Below are 16,905 nucleotides of genomic sequence, written 5' to 3'. Positions count from 1 at the left end.
GCGCCTGAAACCCTGCCCGTCGGCGAGACCGGGGTAGCAAGGGCCAGGGCGGACCGGCCGGAGGGGGATCGCCCGACCTGCACAAGCCTGACCCTGATGATGATCATGATGACGATCACCGGCGCGGAAGGTCGGGGATACCGGCCGGTCCGGCGGCGTAGCCGCTTCACCCTGGCCCGCGCGAGGGCGGAGCCCTTAGCCCTTCTGCGACGCCCGCCACGTGTCCTTCTGGCGCGGCGTCGCGGGCTTCAGCTTGAGGAAGACGATTTGACCGGGCCTGGCCTCGCCCCAGCTGACGTAGATGCGGCTGCTCCGGTCCGGCCCCACCACATCGATCATGTGGGGTCTGAGCACCGCGTCGGACGGCGTCGGCGCACCCTCGTCGTCGAGGTGGAACTTCAATCCCAGCCCTTGCAGGCGGAAGATCACCGCGACCAGCCGGCCCTGATCCTCGTCGATGACCGGAAGGGTCGAGACGGCCGAGCGGCCGAGGGACGCCTCGTGCGCGTCCGCATCCGTCGGCACTTCCAGACGCATGAGGCTGCGGGGCGGGATCGCCGTCAAGGCGTCGGCGATGTTCGCCATCGGCGGCGGATAGTCGCGGAACCGGTAGGGCCCGACCTTGAAGTCCATGCCCGTCGCATAGAGACCGGCCAGGGTTTTCATCGCCCAGAGTTCGAGCGCCTCGCCGGAGACGAGGATCGAGAACCGCTTGCGGGACAGGGACGCCTTGGTGGCGTGCATCTGCGCGGCCTCCAGAGCGAGAAACGCCCGCTGGGCATGGGCGTCCAAGGGCGAGAGCGCGGAGTTGTGGCGCTGGCACAGGATCTTGGACGTCAGGGCGTCAGCGGACGTGGCCATCACCGGCTCCGCCTGCCACGGCATGCCCCTGACCTTCAGCCCCGGCCGGCTGATCAGGCCCCGGCTGATGTAGTGCTCCCGGCTGATCGTTCGCGAGCAGTCGCCAGACCGGTTGAGATAGCATCTGGGGTGGGCATAGCCGGTGACCGGCGGCGGCGGGTGGATAGGCCCCAGCTTCAGATGGGGCCGCCCGTCGGGGCTCAAACAACAGTCGCCGAACGGCTTCCCGCTCTCGCAGGGACAGCGGTCACCGCGCGTCCAGGGGAAATCCCATTGATCCTGGGGCGGAGTGATCCAACGCCGCGGCGCCATCAGACCTCCGACGGCGGATAGGTTGTCAGATGATAGCCGCCGAGCCAGCCGATCCGCTGGCCGTCATAAGCGATCATCGCGAACACGATCCGGGCGATGATCTCCCGAACGAACTGCACATGAGGCCAGAGTCCCGATCCTGCCGAGGATCGCGGCTCGTCGGCGCGATAGTGGCCCCGGTGCACGATCTCGTTTCGGACGTTCACTGCACGATCCAGCGCCTCGAGATTGAGATCGGCGACCGGGACATTCCACTGCTTCATGAGCAGCCTCACCTTGTCTTTCAGCGGCCGGCGATTCAGGTCCGCCATCTTACCCGGCAGGGCCGTCAATAGCGCTTCAAGGTCAGGATTGCCTTGAGCCACTGGAGCCGCAGCCCGCATCGCGGTCGAGAGCCGTTTGAACTGCGTCGGCGAGAGAACATGGCTCTGGCGAGACGTCAGGTTGGCATGGCTCAGGTTTTCGAGAACGGTCATGGCCTGAACCAGCCGCATCTCCGTGTAACCCGCGGCCATGACGTACCATTCGAGGGCGAACATCAGCTGCTCGACCTTGAACACCGGTGAAAACCAGGCGTCGACGGCTGCACGCACGAAGGCCTGTTGGTTCAAGAAATGGATGACGGGCTGATGGGTGTCGCCCCCGCCGGCCTGCTCGAGGACTTCAAGCGTCCACTCCGTGCCGCTCGCGTACTCAAGGGTCGGGCCCTTGAGGCTCCGGCCGGCCGCGAAGCTCGTCATAAGCCTGAGGTACTCCAGCAGCCGCCCCGCCTCAGCCCGCCACGCCGGACGATCGGCGACGGCGGACGGCGCGACGAGAGTTATGAACCCCGAAATCGTGTCGTCGACTGGCTTGGCCGGGCCGCCGCCGACATAGATCGTTCCGAGGGCCGTCTCGACCTGATGCCGGCCGAAGCCCTGAAACGCCCGCAATCCCATACGTAGGAACGGCTCCTCGTGCGTCCGAGAGGCTGTCAGGGTCGCCAGCTGGGCCTGCCCCTTCAAGGCGAGATAAGACCCCTCCTGATCGTCATGAACGGGGGCGTTGAGGTGCAGATGATCCGTCGTCAGCGTCACCTCGCCCGACTGCGCGACCAAGCTGAAGTAGGACACCGTCTCACCGCGGTCGTCGGGGCCGCGCAGCCAGGCGGTAGCCTTGGTGAACGCCAGCTCCTCGAAGTCGAAGACGAGCGATCCGGACGGGGTGAGGGTGAGCTTGAACGCCACATATTGGTCGTCACCGCCTCTCGAAAGGCGGCCCGTAAACGCATGCGGCTTCCGGAAATCCAGCATGACACAACGGTACCCGTTCTCACGGGCTCCCGAAACCGAGGCGGTCCGTGAGCAGGCGCAGGACCGATCCACACCCAAAGTCGGCGGCGTTCAGACGGGCCGACAGCAGCGACTAGACGGGGAACAGCCCTCGTCGCCCGTCACCCCCGGAGAAGACTTCCAGATGCGCCCGAGTTTCCAGTCCGGTCGGCGGATCAACATTCTCCAGAATGACAAACTGAGCGTCGATCTCCAGCGAAGCCAGATGATCGAAGAAGCGGTCCTTGAGCGAGGTCGCCGCCAGCGCACGCTCGTCGTCCTCGAGCTCTCCGAACTTCGGCGTCTTTAAAGGATCGCGATAAGTCAGGAGCGGCGTGTCTAGGACCAGGAAGCCCGGGTGTGGCAAGCCCTTCTCACGGCAGAACAACAGGAGAGCGACCTTGAACGCAGCATGCGTGACGGCTCGGACGCCTTTGCCGTTGGCGACCCGAGCCTTGCCGTCAATCTTCAGATCGTAGGTCTCGTCATCAAACGAGACATGGTGCTCTCCGGGGAAGCCCCACTGCTCCAGCACGCCGCTGACGATCTGGGCGAACTCATGGGTGATGCTGCCGGCCAGGGCCAAGACAGGCCGATCCGCCTTGGGCGTCGCCTTCGCGCCTTCGTAACCGCCCCGACGTCGCGAGAGCTCGTCGCGCTGCGCCAGAAGGGCGAGGCCGCGTCGAGCCTGGTCCCGCGCCGCCACGATCTGTCCCAGGTCAGACTGCGATTGGGCGACCTGGGGCGTTAGGTCAGCGATATCGGCCTCGAGCTTATCGAGGCGGTCTGTGAGGCGGGGGAGTTCATCACCCAGAAGCGATTGCTCATCGCGGAGGGTGGCGAGAGTGCTTGCCAAGTCTTCGGACTGCCGACGGATCTTGGCGATCTCAACCAGAGCCGCCTCTCTCACCAACGCGATATCCTGATGGTCGTGAGCATGGACCTGGGCGGCTGGCGCGGCTCCGCACAACGGGCATTGCCGTTCGGCGGACAGGCCCAGAAGGAAGCCCGCTTCTTCCAGAGATTCCAGTCGGTCGATGTCGGATGCATACACCTCTTGAAGCTGCTCGAAGCGGTCAATGTGCAGGTTCACTTCGTCGAGCCGGCTCGACGCATCCGGAATGGCGCGCGCCAACGTCTGCTTCTCGGCCATGAGACCGCGGATTGAGGTCTGCAGAGTGGCGAAGCTGGCACTTGCCCCCTCGATGGAGCTTTCCAATCGATTGAGCTGATCCTCAAGGTCTTCGGTGTCCGGATACTCCGCCTCGATCGCAGCCTCGATCTCGGCGATCATATCGTCGACGACCTCGAGCCGAACCTGTTTGGCGGCGTTAAAGGTCTTTGGATCTTCGACCGCCACGAGTGCACTGTCGTCCAGACCTGTCAGCAATAGTCGGAACACGCTTCGCTCGGTCGTTCGGGCGTCACGCTGCCCGCCTTCGATCGGCGATCGTTCGATCTGGATGCTCGTTTCATCGACGAGATAGATCAGGCCGAGGTCGCGGAAACTCAAAGGCCGCTTCTGGCCAAACGCGTTGGTGGCGACCTCTTTGCCGCGCAGCCCGACTTCAGTGAGTAGCAACGCCGACAAATTACCATCGGCAACGGCGTCATGCTTGGGCTGCAGGGTCCGGGCGTTCTCGCCAGCAACGGGCGCAGTGACGTGCCCTTGGTGAAGGGAGAATGCGCCCCCACTCAAAGCACGCGACAGAGTCACGTCGCCCTCTTTCGGCAGCGTAAGCGCCAGCCACGCGGTGTCGTAGCCTTGGCGCTCGTTGATGTCCGGCAAGGCCTTTGAGCCGCCGAACATGAAGTCCAGCGCTTTCAGCGTGAAGGATTTGCCGGTGTTGGACGCGCCCCAGATCAGAGTCAGCTTGTCGCCGAACGTCAGGGCCGCCGACACCTTGTCTGGCCCTGTGAAGGTCAAGCTGCGCAGAACAATCCGATCAGACATGGGTGCTGGTCTCGCCGGCATAGTCGCCGCCATGGAACTCGATCCGCCAGCGCCCGATCCGTTCGGCGACGAGGTGCTCAAGGTCCGGTCGAGACCGCGAGAGCACATTGGATGCAAGCCATTCGGCCCGTTCCCGCAATGCGATCGAGTAGGGCGATCGCATCAACTCGATGACACCTACGGCCTCCTCGCTCGCCCGATAGAGCAAACCCGCGTCGCCGTCGGGCACGAACTCCACCAGGTGAAGTCGCCGCATCACCAGCAGACTGTCCTCGACCAGCCGACGGCGCACGAGCAGCTCTCCGCTCCGTTGCGGGACGTCTGGATGGAGGCTCTCCGGTCCGCCGATATCGCCGGTGTGGACGATCAGATGGTCGAACCAGGCGATCTCAGTGACGTCGAAAGCGCGGGGATAGGCCGCGTTCAGGACAACAATCGCCCGTACGCCGGTTTCGAGCGGGCTATTGAACAAGACGGGGGCGGCGCCGCTCATGGCTTCTGCCATCGTAGCCTCGGCTCAGCCTCGTTGGCGAAGTGGTGGCAGATCCCCTGCTTCGCCTTCACGCGGGAATGCTGTGCAAGGACGCCGCTCGGCTGAACGGTCGCCGCTTGTGACATCACAGCATCGGCTCGGCTCAGCGCATCGGCGTGAGGTCCGTCGCAGGTGTCTGCCACGCCATGATATATGTCGCTTTCGAACGCCTCGATCGCGGTCGCGTCGGTGTTGTCACGGTAGAAACGTTTGAAGGCGTCGGCGTCGTAGAAGCGTTCACGCTGTCGGGCCAGATGGGTTCCGAAGTGCGGGTGGCCCGCTGCGGCCTGATGGTCGGCAATGGGCGCGTCGGCGCGCTCGGAGTACGCCGCAAGCAGTTGGCCGATGTATGGAAGCTCGTCGTCGTGGACGACATCGGGCGTAGCCCCTAGGGGTGCCGGGCCGGGATCAGCCCCGAACCACTTGTACAGGACCGGCTTGGCGGCGGGGTCGCCGATAAGATCATCCAAGCCTACGCGGCCAATACGCGAGAAGTCATAGGCTTGGATAAAGGCCGTCAACTCAGGCGTCAGAGGCACGCTGGCCCCCTCGATTATCGTGTTTTCGCAGTGCTCGTTCCAGCCCGCAATGAAGGCTTGTTTGAACTCGACCGGTTTGAACAGGAGGCGCTGCAGGTTGCGATTGACGCCCTTTGGGGCGACGAACGAGAATGCCCTAGGCGGGGTGAACTCACCTAGGCTGGCGTAATAGAGAATCTTGCCGATCTCGTGGAAGGCCGAGGCGGTAGGAAGCGTCTTGCCGTACTGCTTGCACTGGAAATTGTCCCAGTCGCCCTCATGCAGCGTCTGATCAACAAAGCCCACGACGTCACGGCCTCGATCACCCGAGCCGCTGAACACCTCGACCTTGAAATATTGTGTCTTCTTCTCAAGCGCCCAGTCGCGAACGAACTTTTCCAAGTCCGTCGCCGTCAAGGCAAGCAGCTGTCGATCGTATGTCGCCACCATGGCCTGGAGAACTTCCCCGAGCGAGTCTCTCCCGCCTGAGGACGCTACCCATACGCGAGGACCACAGCAATCCTCGCGGAGAACGATGATCCGGAGGCTGCCGCCGCCGATTGATCGCTGCGCCTGATATGCGGGGATCAGGGCGTTAAGCACGCCAGCGTCCGGAAGGTGATCGAATAGCGCAGCGCGGTCATCGGCGTGATCGAATGCTCCCAGTCCCGGCGCACCTCGCCCGACAGCAGGTAGGCCGAGCCCGGCGCGAGCGGCGCGCCGGCCCGCGTCCAGCCGGCGCCGCGCTTCTGCCTGAGACGCATGATGCTGGGCGAGAGCAGCGAGACCCCGAGGATCCGGCCATACACGGGCCGGTCCCTGTGCCAGCCGATCCCGGCGCCGGGTTGATATTCGTTGACCAGCGCCTGAACGAAATCCTCCGCCGGCAGACCGGCCCGGTCGGTCAACTGGCCTAGCAGCTCCTGCAGGAACGCCGGCCAAGGCTCGGCCGCCTCCAACGCCTGGCGCGCCAGATCATAGCGCCGCCCGAATGCGGCGATGCGACGGTTGCCGAGATAGCCGAGGTGCTCGTAGGGCTTGAAGGACAAGGCCTGAAGCGCGCGCACCACCCTCGCCTGCTCGTCCTCTGAAAGGAGATCGGGCCAGTAGCGGAACCCGGCCGGGGCGGCGGGCCCGGTGGCGACCGGCTCGCCGAAGAGGTCTGCCTGCACACCCATCAGGCCAGGGCGAGTTGATCGGACGCCGAGACCGCCGGCGCCTTGAAGTTGGACAGGCTGACGCCGACCAGGCGGATGCCCTTGGCGGGCGGATAGAGGGAGCGGACCAGCAGCAGGCTGATCTCTTCCAGCCGCTCCCTGGACGTCACCGGCTCCGGAAAGGAACGGCTGCGGGTGGACTGCTGGAAGTCGGCCCATTTGACCTTCACCGTCACCGTGCGCCCGTATGCGTCCGATTTCTCGCACCAGCCCCAGACATCGCCCGCCATGGCGATAACACCGGCCTCGATCGCCGAGGGATCGGTCAGGTCGCTTCCGAAGGTCGTCTCCGATCCGGACGATTTGCGCTCGCGGTTCGGATTCACCGCGCGATGATCCTCGCCTCGCGAGATGGCGTAGTACCAGGGGCCGGACTTGCCGAAATGCTGTTGCAGGAAGGTTAGGGATTGGTGCCGCAGGTCCTCGCCGGTCTCGATGCCCAGCCGGCTCATCTTGGCGGCGGTCACCGGCCCGACCCCATGGAAGCGTTTCACCGGCAGGGTCTGGACGAAGGCCTCGCCCCGACCGGGCGGCACCACGAACTGGCCGTTCGGCTTGCGCTGGTCGGAAGCCAGCTTGGCCAGGAATTTGTTGTAGGAAATCCCGGCCGACGCCGTCAGGCCGGTCTCCTCCAGGATCCGGGCCCGGATTTCGACGGCGGTCTCCGAGGCGGTCGGCAGGCCGCGCAGGTTGTCGGTGACGTCGAGATAGGCCTCGTCCAGGGACAACGGCTCCACCAGAGGCGTGTAGTCCGCGAAGATCGCCTGGATCTGTTTGGAGACGGCGCGATACACCTCGAACCGGGGCGGGACGAAGACGAGGCCCGGGCACTGGCGCAAGGCCGTGGTCGAGGGCATGGCCGAACGCACGCCGAAGACCCGCGCCTCATAGCTGGCCGCCGCCACGACGCCACGCTGGGCGGCGTACCCCACCGCCACCGGCCGCCCGCGCAAAGCCGGGTCGTCGCGCTGCTCCACCGAGGCGAAGAAGGCGTCCATGTCCACGTGGATGATCTTGCGAACCGGCCCGTCGCTCATATCCCGCTGTACCAAGATCGGAACAGAAAGGGAACACACACACCCCATGTCCCTATCGCCTGCGCCGCTTGGCGGCAGTCGCCTCCTGTGACACCGGGTCGTTTCGCGGCGCGGCGGTCATCAGTCTAGGGTGTCCGTCTTCGCCGCAGCATCCGGATCGCCGCCCATGACCCGTCCTTCCCGCCGCGCCCTGCTGGTCGGCCTCTCCCTGACCGCCCTCGCCGGCCCGGCCCTCGCCACGCCGTCGAAGCGGATGACCGCGTACAAGACCCCCTGGTGCGGCTGCTGCGGCGGGTGGATCGCCCACATGCGTCAGGCCGGCTGGACCGTCGAGGTCGTCGAGCGCGAGGACCTGGCACCGATCCGGGCCCAGCATGGCATTCCCGACCGGCTGGCCTCCTGTCACACGGCGGTGGTCGGCGCCTACGCCATCGAGGGCCATGTTCCGGCCGACGACGTCGACCGGCTGCTCAGCGAGCGTCCGGCCGCCCGGGCGTTGAGCGCGCCCGGCATGCCCGCGGGCTCGCCGGGCATGGAGGCCGCCGGGCGCGAACCCTATACGACTGTCCTGATCCTCAACGACGGCTCCACCCGCGTGTTCGGCCGGCACAACGGCGCCTGACGCCCGACAGGCCGGCGGAGGTCGTCAGGCGACCGGTTCACGGCCGGTCGGGTCAGTCCGCCTCGTTCCCGTCCACCGTCCTGCCGTCGCCGCCATCGGCGCTGCGCGAAAAGTCAGCCTGATGCGGGTGACCGCCATGCTGGGCGCGGTACTCGGCCGGGCTGAGCCCCCTGCCCGTCATATGAAGCTTTGGCCGGGCCGCAGGCGTGACCGGATCAGCCTCGATGCCGACCCGCTCGCGATTCGACGCGGCGCTGGACGGATTGAGCCAGACCTGCACCGGGCGGTCGAAGCCGTACCGGAAGACCGCCGCCGCCACGAAGGCCCCGACGAAGCCGACGGCCCACAGGACCCAGCGAACGCCGGACGACCAGGCCTCCTGGCCCAGGGCGTCGAGCAGGCCGAACCAGACGATGCGGCTCACCTCATTGGTCAGGAACATCGAGAACGACATCAGGGCCAGATGCTCGATCAGCCGTGAGGGACTGCGCACCGGCACGGCGCCGGCGGCCCAGATGATCACGGTCATCAGGCCCAGCGACAGCAGGCTGAAGGCGCCGAAGGCCTGGAACAGGATGAGCGTGACGGCGGCTGCGACGCCGATCGCTCCGGCCAGGCGCGGCCCGACATAGACCCGCGCGCCGTAGAAGGCCGCCGCGACCCCGAGCAGGAACAGCGGCAGGGCGCGCAGGATGCCGTAGCGCATCGGCAGGCGGTAGATCGGATCGCCGAGCCAGAGCGAGGCGGCGACGTCAGCGGCGAGGACCAGGACCGTCGCGCCGAACACGACGACGACCGGCGGCCAGCGCCACAGGGCGCGGCAGATCCAGGGCAACAGCAGATAGCAGCCGATCAGGGCCGAGAGGGTCCAGGTCGGGGCGTTCCACCCCTGCCCGCCCGGCACGCCATAGGCCTGGACCAGCAGCACCTGCGCGGGCAGCTGCGACCAGTCGAACCATCGCGGATTGCTCGGCGTGATCCCCGCCAGGGCGGCGGCTCCGACGATGGCCACGAGCACGAGGCTGACGGCCAAATGGGCCGGAATGACCCTAAGCAGCCGCTGACGGGCATAGGCGCGCAGCGAGGCCTGGCCGGCGGCGAGCCGGTCGCCGTAGATGCGGGCCAGGACATAGCCGGAGTCGATGATGAAGAAGTCGGTGAGCAGATAGCCCCGGTCGAACACCGGATGCAGTTGCGGCAGCGGGACCGGCGAGGCCTCGCGGAAATGGTAGAGGATGATCAGCGCCCCGACGATGAAGCGCAGCGCGTCCAGCCATCCGCCCCGCGCAATCCGGACGGGACGAGGCGACGGCGCAAGCGCGGCAGGCTCCGGCATTCAGGACGGCTCCCGACCGAAGACCACCGCCGCCGGCTTGCGGTGTTCGTGGGGGCGGAGATGAATAGCGTCCCGAACGACGTAGAGGCTCGCCGTTCCCAGGATCCAGACGAGCGCCAGACCGGCCGTGATCATCACCCCTCCCCGGTCGCGCGGGCCCATCAGCAGGCTGCAGAGGGTCACGCCGGCGAGGATGACGCCATACCCCAGATGAAGGGGCAAGCCGTAGGAGCCAAGCAGCAGGAAGGCCATGCAGAGCACGAGTCCCCCTGCGATCAGGCTGGCGACGAGCGCGATCACCACATCAAGGACGGGCCGCGGTCTCGGCGGGCGGCTCAACAACGGCGATCGCCGTCGCTTGCCGTAGCGGCCCTCGCGCCAGCGAATGTCGCGACTTCGGACGGTGAAGCGCTTGCCCGCCACTGACTCAGGGCCTTCCGGCGGGGACCGGGGCGTCCTCGTGGCGGGCAAGCATTACCTTCATCCGGACGATTTCGGCGTCCTGCGCGGCGATGATCTCCTCGGCCAGATTGCGGACGTCCCGGGCCTCCCCGTGCTCGACGGCGATCTTCGCCATGGCGAGGGCGCCTTCATGGTGAGCGATCATGCCGCGCAGGAAGTCGATGTCGGGGTCGCCCGTGTAGTCGATACTCATGGCCGCGTGCATCTGGGCGCTCGCTTCACGATAGGCCGCCGTCGAGGGGTTGTCGGCCGGTCCTCCGGCGTGGCTCGCCCCGGTGTCGATCGGACGCGCGTCCACGGCCGGGCCCCGATCGGGGACGTCGCGGGCCTGCCGCGAGATCATGCCGAAGGCGAAGGCCGACAGGGCGAGAAAGACGGCGATGACGGAGGCCCATCCGATCCGTTTCATATCGATGTCCTCGAGAGCGCCGGAGAGGCCGCAGGGCCCGCCGGGATTGCGGTTGAGACGGCCGTCCGGGCCGGATCGCGGTAGGCAAGCAGCCGAAGGGCGTTGAACACCACCAGCAGGGTCGAGCCTTCGTGGAGCGCCACGGCGGGGCCGATGCCAAGGCCGAGGATGGTCGCCGGCACCAGGAAGGCGACCACGCCGAGGCTCACATAGAGGTTCTGGAGGATGATCCGGCGGGTCTGCCGGCTAAGGCCGACCGTGAACGGCAGTTGCGCCAGATCGTCGGACATCAGGGCGACATCCGCGGTCTCCAGAGCGACATCGGACCCGGCCGCGCCCATGGCGATGCCGACCGTGGCCGTGGCCATGGCGGGGGCGTCGTTCACGCCGTCGCCCACCATGGCGATCTTGCCGTCCGCGCGGAGTTTCTTGATGGCGTCGACCTTGTCCTCCGGCATGAGATCGCCCCACGCCTCGGTCAGCCCGACCTGCTCCGCGATGGCCTGGGCGGCCTTCTGGTGATCGCCCGAGATCATAATCATGCGCTGGACGCCGAGGGCCCGCAGCGCGGCGAGCGCCGGCCCGGCCGCAACCCGGGGCGTGTCGAGCAGGCCGATGACACCGAGGTCTCGCGTCCCGCGCCGCACCACCATCAGGGTCCGCCCTTGCTCGCGCAGTTGCGCGACGACGGCCGTCGTCTCGTCGTCGAGACCCGCCACGCCGTCGGCCCCGAACATCTCGGGCTTGCCGATCCAGATCGTCTCGCCGCCGTGTTGGGCCGTCACCCCCTTGCCGGTCAGGCTCTTGAGCTCGGTCGCGGCCACGAGCGCGGTATCGCCCAGCCGTTCAGAGCCGTCGCGGGCGATCGCTTCCGCGAGCGGATGGTCGCTGAGCCGCTCGACGGCGACCGCGATCGCGAGGAGGTCGGCTTCCGTCGTCCCGCGCACCGGCATGACGTCGGTGATCCGGGGCCGACCCTCGGTCAGGGTCCCGGTCTTGTCGAAGGCGATGGCGTTGAGCGAGCCCAGATTCTCCAACGGCGCGCCGCCCTTGATCAGAACACCCGCGCGCGCCGCACGGGCGACGCCCGACAGGACCGCGCTCGGGGTAGCGATGGCGAGCGCGCAAGGGCTCGCGGCGACCAGGACGGCCATGGCGCGATAGAAGCTGTCGCGGAACGGCTCATCGACCACCACCCAGGCGAACAACAACACGAAGGCCAAGCCCAGGACGACGGGTACGAAGATACGCTCGAACCTGTCCGTGAAGCGCTGGGTCGGCGACTTCTGGGTCTCGGCCTCGCTCACCATCCGGACCACCTTGGCTAGGGTGGTGTCGCTCGATTTGCGGGTGGTCTCGATCTCGATCGCACCCGCGCCGTTGATGGTGCCCGCGAAGACGAGGGACGCCGATCCGACCTGGGCCGGCCGCTCGCGCGCCGCGGCGGCGTCCGGGACCGGCTGCTTGTCCACCGGCATGCTCTCGCCGGTCACCGGGGCCTGATTGATGCTTGTCGTTCCCACCACGACGAAGCCGTCGGCCGGAAGGCGCTCGTTCGGACGCACCACCACGGTATCGCCGACCAGCAGTTCTTCGACCGGCAGTTCGACGACCTGCCCGTCACGCCGCACGTGGGCGGTCCGGGGCGCCAGATCCGCCAAGGCCTCGATCGCCCGTTTGGCCCGCCCCATGGCGTAGTGCTCAAGCGCATGACCGATGCTGAACAGAAACAGCAAGAGCGCGCCTTCGGCCCAGGCACCGAGCGCCGCCGCGCCTGCGGCGGCGACGAGCATCAGGGTATCGATCTCGAACCGCTTCTGCAGGAGGTTCTGGACCGCCTCGCGGACGGTGAAGAAGCCGCCGAACGCGTAGGCGACAAGGTAGAGCGCGAGCGGGATCCAGGTCGGGACGCCCGGCGCGAGCTTCTCCAGCGCGAACCCCACACCCAAGGCTGCGCCCGACGAGAGCGCGAAGATCACCTCGGTGTTGGGACCGAGGATGCCGCCATGGCCGTGATCGTGGCCATCTCCGGGACCGTGGTCTGCGGCCTTGGTCTGCTCTTCGGACGAATGTGTCGACGTCATACGCCGCTCTCCTTGTCGGATTTGGCGCGAGCTGCGTCGCGCAGGATTTCGACCCCACCCTTGGCGGCGATGGCGGCGACCAGCACGCCGACAACCAGGTCGGGCCAAGCCTGGTCCAGCCACATCACCAGTCCTCCGGCGACGAGGATGCCGCCGTTCGAGGCGAAGTCGTTGAAGCTGAAGGTTTCGGCCGCCTTCATGTTGACGTCGCCGCTGTTCTGGCGACGGATCAGGTGCAGGCAGATAAGATTGACGACGGCGGCGACCACGGCCAGCCCCATCATGGTCGGGCCGATCGGCTCTGTTCCGACGAGGAACCGGCGCCCGGCGTCGAGCAGGACGCCGGCGGCGAAGATCAGCAGCATGATCCCGGACAGACGGGCCGCGCCCCGCTTCCACGACCCGTCCCGACCGATCGCCAGGAAGCTGATCAGATAGACGGCGGCGTCGGATGCATTGTCGACGGCGTTGGCGAGCAAGGCGCTGGAATCGGCGGTGACGCCGCCGACGCCGAGCGCACCCGCCAGTCCGGCGTTGAGCGCGAGGACCGTCAACAGCGTGCGACGCTGCTGACGTTCGGTTTGATCGCGAGCCGTCAAAGCCGCTCTCCTAGTCGGCGTCCGCCGGAGCGGGGTTGGGCCAACGCAGGACCTCGACCGCCTCGAGCGTGACCGGGCCGAGGTGTTCGAGGTCGGAGAGGGTTTCAAGGAAACCCCTCAGCTTGGACTCATGATCGAGCAGTTCCACGATGAGGGATTGGTCGTCGTCGAGGACGTGACGGCGATGCAGGTGCGGGGTGTGGCCGAAGCCGACGAGGGCCTGCAGCACGGTCCCGCCGGCCAGACCGGCGGACCGGGCCCGCTCGGCCACGATTTCGAAGACCTTGCGATCGCCGAAATAGGCGGCCTCGTCGGTGTAGATGCGCATCAGTTTGATGGGGTCGGACATGATCGCCTCCTGAAAAGGGAGATCCCCGCCGCCGACGCGACGGCGGGGACCGGGACTATTCCGCCGGAACCGGTTCGCCGGCCGGCGCGTCGGTGGGCTTGGGACGCCGTCCCTCGGTCAGGCCGAGGACCAGCCGGCTCATCGCCGGCAGGACGAGCAGCGTCAGCAGGGTTGCGGTGACCAAGCCGCCGATGACGACCATGGCCAGGGGCTTCTGCACCTCGGCGCCGGTGCCGTGGGCCAGGGCCATGGGCACGAAGCCGATGGCCGGGACCAGGCCGGTCATGATGACCGGCCGCACCCGCTCCATGCAGCCCTCGATGATGGAGCGGGAGAGCTCCATTCCGGCGTCGAGCCGTTGCCGGATCGACGACATCACCACCAGGCCGTTCAGCACCGCGACCCCGGCGAGGCAGATAAAGCCCACCGCCGCCGACACCGAGAAGGAGATGCCGGTGAGGGCCAGGGCGAAGACGCCGCCCGCCAGACCGAGCGGCACGGTGAGGAAGACCGCCACCGCCCGCCCGAACGTCCCCACGGCGAGGAAGAGCACCGCGAAGATGGCCAGGAAGCAGATCGGCACGACCAGCGACAGGCGGTCGGAGGCCGCCTTGAGGTTCTGGAATTGGCCGCCCCACTCGATCCAGGAGCCGGCCGGCAAGGCGACCGTCTCCACCTTGGGCATGGCCTCCCGGACGAACGACCCGACGTCGCGGCCGCGGACGTTGGCCTGGACCACGACGCGACGCTTGCCGTTCTCGCGGCTGATCTGGTTCAGCCCCTCGGCGAAGCGGAACGACGCCACCTGCCGCAACGGGACGGACGCCCGTGTGCGGCCCTCCGCTTCCGGCAACATCACAGGGATGGCGCCGAGGGCGTCGAGGTCGTGTCGGCTGGCGTTGGGCACGCGGACCACCACGTCGAAGCGGCGGTCGCCTTCGAACAGCTGCCCGGCCTCACGCCCGCCCATGGCGGCGGCGACCGTGTCGGCCACCTCCTCCACCGTCAGGCCGAACCGCGCGATGGCGGCCCGGTCGAAGGTCACGTCCAGAGACGGCGCGCCGTCGGTCTGTTCGACCTTGACGTCGGCCGCGCCCGGCGTGGCGTTCAGCTGGGCCGCGATCCGGTTGGCCGTGGCCGTCAGCTTGTCGAGATCGTCGCCATAGATCTTGATGGCGACGTCGCCGCGGACGCCGGCGATCAGTTCGTTGAACCGCAACTCGATCGGCTGGCTGAGCTCATAGCCGTTGCCGACTTGGCCCGCCGCCGCGGCCTCGATGCGTTCGATCACGTCTTCCTTGGTGTTCACCCCGTCCGGCCACTGGTCCTGCGGCTTGAGGATGATGAAGCCGTCCGAGATGTTGGGCGGCATCGGATCGGTGGCCACCTCGGCGGTGCCGGTCTTGGAGAACATCAGCTCGACCTCGGGCAAGGCGATGATCGCGCTCTCCACGCCCCGCTGCATGCGGATCGACTGCTCCACCGCCGTGGAGGGCACCCGTTGGGAGGCCATGGCGAGGTTGCGTTCGTCCAGTGTCGGGATGAACTCCTGTCCCAGCATGGTGAAGATCACCCCGGCGACGGCGAACAGGGCCAGACCGCCGCCCACGAAGGGCCAGGGCCGGGCCACGGCCTGACGCAGCACAGGCTCGTACTTCGCCTTGATCCAGCGAATGACGAAGACGTCCTTTTCGGAGACCTTGTTGCGCATCACCAGGGCGACCATCGCCGGGATGAAGGTGATGGACAGGATGAAGGCCGCGACCAGGGCCAGCATCAGGGTGATGGCCATGGGCGAGAAGGTCTTGCCCTCGACGCCCTGGAAGGTGAGCAGCGGCGCGAAGACCAGCAGGATGATGGCCTGGCCGTAGACGGTCGGCTTGATCATCTCCTGGGTGGCGATGGTTGTTTCCTCGAGCCGCTCGCGCAGGCTCAGCAACCGGCCCTCGTGGTGTTGGCGCTCGGCCAGCCGCCGCAGGCAGTTCTCGATGATGATCACCGAGCCGTCGACGATGAGGCCGAAGTCGAGCGCCCCCAGGCTCATCAGATTGCCCGACACCCCCATGAAGTTCATGCCGATGGCGGTCATGAAGAAGGAGATCGGGATGATCGCCACCGCGATCAGGGCGGCGCGGACATTGCCCAGGAGCAGGAACAGAGCCACCGCCACGAGGATGGCGCCCTCGATCAGGTTGCGCTGAACGGTGGAGATGGTGGCGTTGACCAGTTTGGACCGGTCGAGGACGGGGGTCACCTTGATCCCCGGCGGGAGAGACCGAACGGTCGTCTCCAGCTGTTCGCCGACCGAACGGGCGACCGTGCGGCTGTTCTCGCCGATCAGCATCAGGGTGGTGCCGATGACGACCTCGTGGCCGTTCATGGTGGCCCCGCCGGTGCGCAGGTCCCCACCGAGACGGACGGCGGCGACGTCGCGAACGGCGACGGGCACGCCGCCACGGGTGGCGACGATGGCTTCCTCAATCTGGCTCAGGCTGCGGATACGGGCGTCGGCCCGCACCAGATAGGCCTCGCCGCCCCGCTCGACGAAATTGGCGCCGACGGAGAGGTTGGCGGATTCCAGACCGGCGGCCAGTTCGCTGAAGGAGACGCCGTACTGGGCCAAGCGGGTCGGGTCGGGTTCGACGACATACTGTTTCTCGAAGCCGCCGATGGTGTCGACGCCGGCCACGCCGTTCACCGTCCGCAGCTGCGGCGCGATGATCCAGTCCTGCACGGTCCGGAGATAGGCCGCGCGGGAGATGTCGTCGGTCAGGCGGTCGCCTTCCGGGGTCAGGAACGACCCGTCGGACTGCCAGCCCGGCTGGCCGTTACGCACGGTCGCGCCTCGCCCGCCCGGGTTGGTGAAGTCGATGGCGTACATGAAGACTTCGCCCAGACCGGTGGTGACCGGTCCGATCTGGGGCTGGACGCCCTCTGGCAGGCTTTCCTGGGCCTGGACGAGGCGCTCGCTGACCTGTTGCCGCGCGAAATAGAGGTCGACGTTCTCCTCGAAGATCACCGTGACCTGCGAGAAGCCGTTGCGCGACAGGGACCGGGTGGACTGCAGGCCGGGGATGCCGGCCATGGCCGTCTCGACCGGGAAGGTGACGCGCTTCTCGATCTCGACGGGGGAGAGCGAGGCGTCGGAGGTGTTGATCTGCACCTGGTTGTTGGTGATGTCGGGCACGGCGTCGATGGGCAGCTGTGTCAGCTGCCAGGCGCCGTAGGTGGAGACGAGCAGCACGAGGGCGATGATCATCCATCGCGCCCGCACCGACAGGGCCATGAGGTTGGCGATCATGG

The 16,905-nt window shown here is 67.2% G+C and carries 15 protein-coding genes; 1 reads left to right on the top strand and 14 read right to left on the bottom strand.

Features of this window, described 5'->3' with window-relative positions:
- Positions 1-195 precede the first annotated feature (195 nt).
- From IFJ75_RS04230 to dinB, 7 genes are all read right to left on the bottom strand, one after another.
- A complete protein-coding gene (locus IFJ75_RS04230) occupies positions 196-1,065 on the bottom strand; it encodes a hypothetical protein (protein ID WP_207931416.1) in 870 nt (289 codons plus the stop codon).
- Positions 1,066-1,172: 107 nt separating this feature from the next.
- Complete coding sequence (locus IFJ75_RS04225; RefSeq protein WP_207931415.1) at positions 1,173-2,465, bottom strand: hypothetical protein; 1,293 nt, start codon at positions 2,463-2,465, stop codon at positions 1,173-1,175.
- 112 nt (positions 2,466-2,577) lie between these two features.
- Positions 2,578-4,437, bottom strand: a complete 1,860-nt coding sequence (locus tag IFJ75_RS04220) for a coiled-coil domain-containing protein (protein ID WP_207931414.1) — start codon at positions 4,435-4,437, stop codon at positions 2,578-2,580.
- Positions 4,430-4,930 (bottom strand): ABC-three component system middle component 2, encoded by a 501-nt coding sequence (locus IFJ75_RS04215; protein ID WP_207931413.1) that lies wholly within the window; start codon positions 4,928-4,930, stop codon positions 4,430-4,432. The genes IFJ75_RS04220 and IFJ75_RS04215 overlap by 8 nt, the downstream gene beginning before the upstream one ends.
- Positions 4,927-5,889 carry an ABC-three component system protein gene (locus tag IFJ75_RS04210; RefSeq protein ID WP_183204354.1) on the bottom strand — a complete coding sequence of 321 codons (963 nt, stop codon included), beginning with the start codon at positions 5,887-5,889 and terminating at the stop codon, positions 4,927-4,929. The genes IFJ75_RS04215 and IFJ75_RS04210 overlap by 4 nt, the downstream gene beginning before the upstream one ends.
- A 185-nt stretch (positions 5,890-6,074) precedes the next feature.
- Positions 6,075-6,665: an alpha-ketoglutarate-dependent dioxygenase AlkB gene (locus tag IFJ75_RS04205; RefSeq protein ID WP_225896982.1), complete on the bottom strand. Its 591-nt coding sequence runs from the start codon at positions 6,663-6,665 to the stop codon at positions 6,075-6,077.
- The gene (gene dinB / locus IFJ75_RS04200) at positions 6,665-7,741 is read right to left on the bottom strand and encodes a DNA polymerase IV (RefSeq protein ID WP_183204355.1); all 1,077 of its coding nucleotides are present in this window, start codon (positions 7,739-7,741) and stop codon (positions 6,665-6,667) included. Before dinB ends, IFJ75_RS04205 begins: the two co-directional genes overlap by 1 nt.
- A gap of 166 nt (positions 7,742-7,907) precedes the next feature.
- Here dinB and IFJ75_RS04195 point away from each other — a divergent pair, with 166 nt between their 5' ends.
- A complete protein-coding gene (locus IFJ75_RS04195) occupies positions 7,908-8,363 on the top strand; it encodes a DUF411 domain-containing protein (RefSeq protein WP_183204356.1) in 456 nt (151 codons plus the stop codon).
- A 52-nt stretch (positions 8,364-8,415) separates the two neighbouring features.
- Here IFJ75_RS04195 and IFJ75_RS04190 read toward each other — a convergent pair whose 3' ends face one another.
- From IFJ75_RS04190 to IFJ75_RS04160, 7 genes are read right to left on the bottom strand one after another with little or no spacing between them, the layout of a single operon-like run.
- On the bottom strand, positions 8,416-9,699 hold the full coding sequence (locus tag IFJ75_RS04190; protein WP_225896981.1) for an acyltransferase family protein: 1,284 nt from the start codon (positions 9,697-9,699) through the stop codon (positions 8,416-8,418).
- Positions 9,700-10,122 carry a hypothetical protein gene (locus IFJ75_RS04185; protein ID WP_183204357.1) on the bottom strand — a complete coding sequence of 141 codons (423 nt, stop codon included), beginning with the start codon at positions 10,120-10,122 and terminating at the stop codon, positions 9,700-9,702. It lies immediately after the preceding gene.
- 4 nt (positions 10,123-10,126) lie between these two features.
- Positions 10,127-10,570 carry a CopM family metallochaperone gene (copM, locus tag IFJ75_RS04180; protein WP_183204358.1) on the bottom strand — a complete coding sequence of 148 codons (444 nt, stop codon included), beginning with the start codon at positions 10,568-10,570 and terminating at the stop codon, positions 10,127-10,129.
- Positions 10,567-12,654: a heavy metal translocating P-type ATPase gene (locus tag IFJ75_RS04175; RefSeq protein WP_207931412.1), complete on the bottom strand. Its 2,088-nt coding sequence runs from the start codon at positions 12,652-12,654 to the stop codon at positions 10,567-10,569. Before IFJ75_RS04175 ends, copM begins: the two co-directional genes overlap by 4 nt.
- On the bottom strand, positions 12,651-13,253 hold the full coding sequence (locus IFJ75_RS04170; RefSeq protein ID WP_183204359.1) for a cation transporter: 603 nt from the start codon (positions 13,251-13,253) through the stop codon (positions 12,651-12,653). Before IFJ75_RS04170 ends, IFJ75_RS04175 begins: the two co-directional genes overlap by 4 nt.
- 10 nt (positions 13,254-13,263) lie before the next feature.
- On the bottom strand, positions 13,264-13,602 hold the full coding sequence (locus tag IFJ75_RS04165) for a DUF190 domain-containing protein (RefSeq protein ID WP_183204360.1): 339 nt from the start codon (positions 13,600-13,602) through the stop codon (positions 13,264-13,266).
- Between the two features lie 55 nt (positions 13,603-13,657).
- Positions 13,658-16,903: an efflux RND transporter permease subunit gene (locus IFJ75_RS04160; protein ID WP_183204361.1), complete on the bottom strand. Its 3,246-nt coding sequence runs from the start codon at positions 16,901-16,903 to the stop codon at positions 13,658-13,660.
- Positions 16,904-16,905: the final 2 nt, after the last annotated feature.

Origin of the sequence: Brevundimonas goettingensis (assembly GCF_017487405.1) — a bacterium.
Lineage (GTDB): Bacteria > Pseudomonadota > Alphaproteobacteria > Caulobacterales > Caulobacteraceae > Brevundimonas > Brevundimonas goettingensis.
Note: the sequence above shows the minus strand (reverse complement) of the source record. Positions and strands in the feature narration are given on the sequence as shown.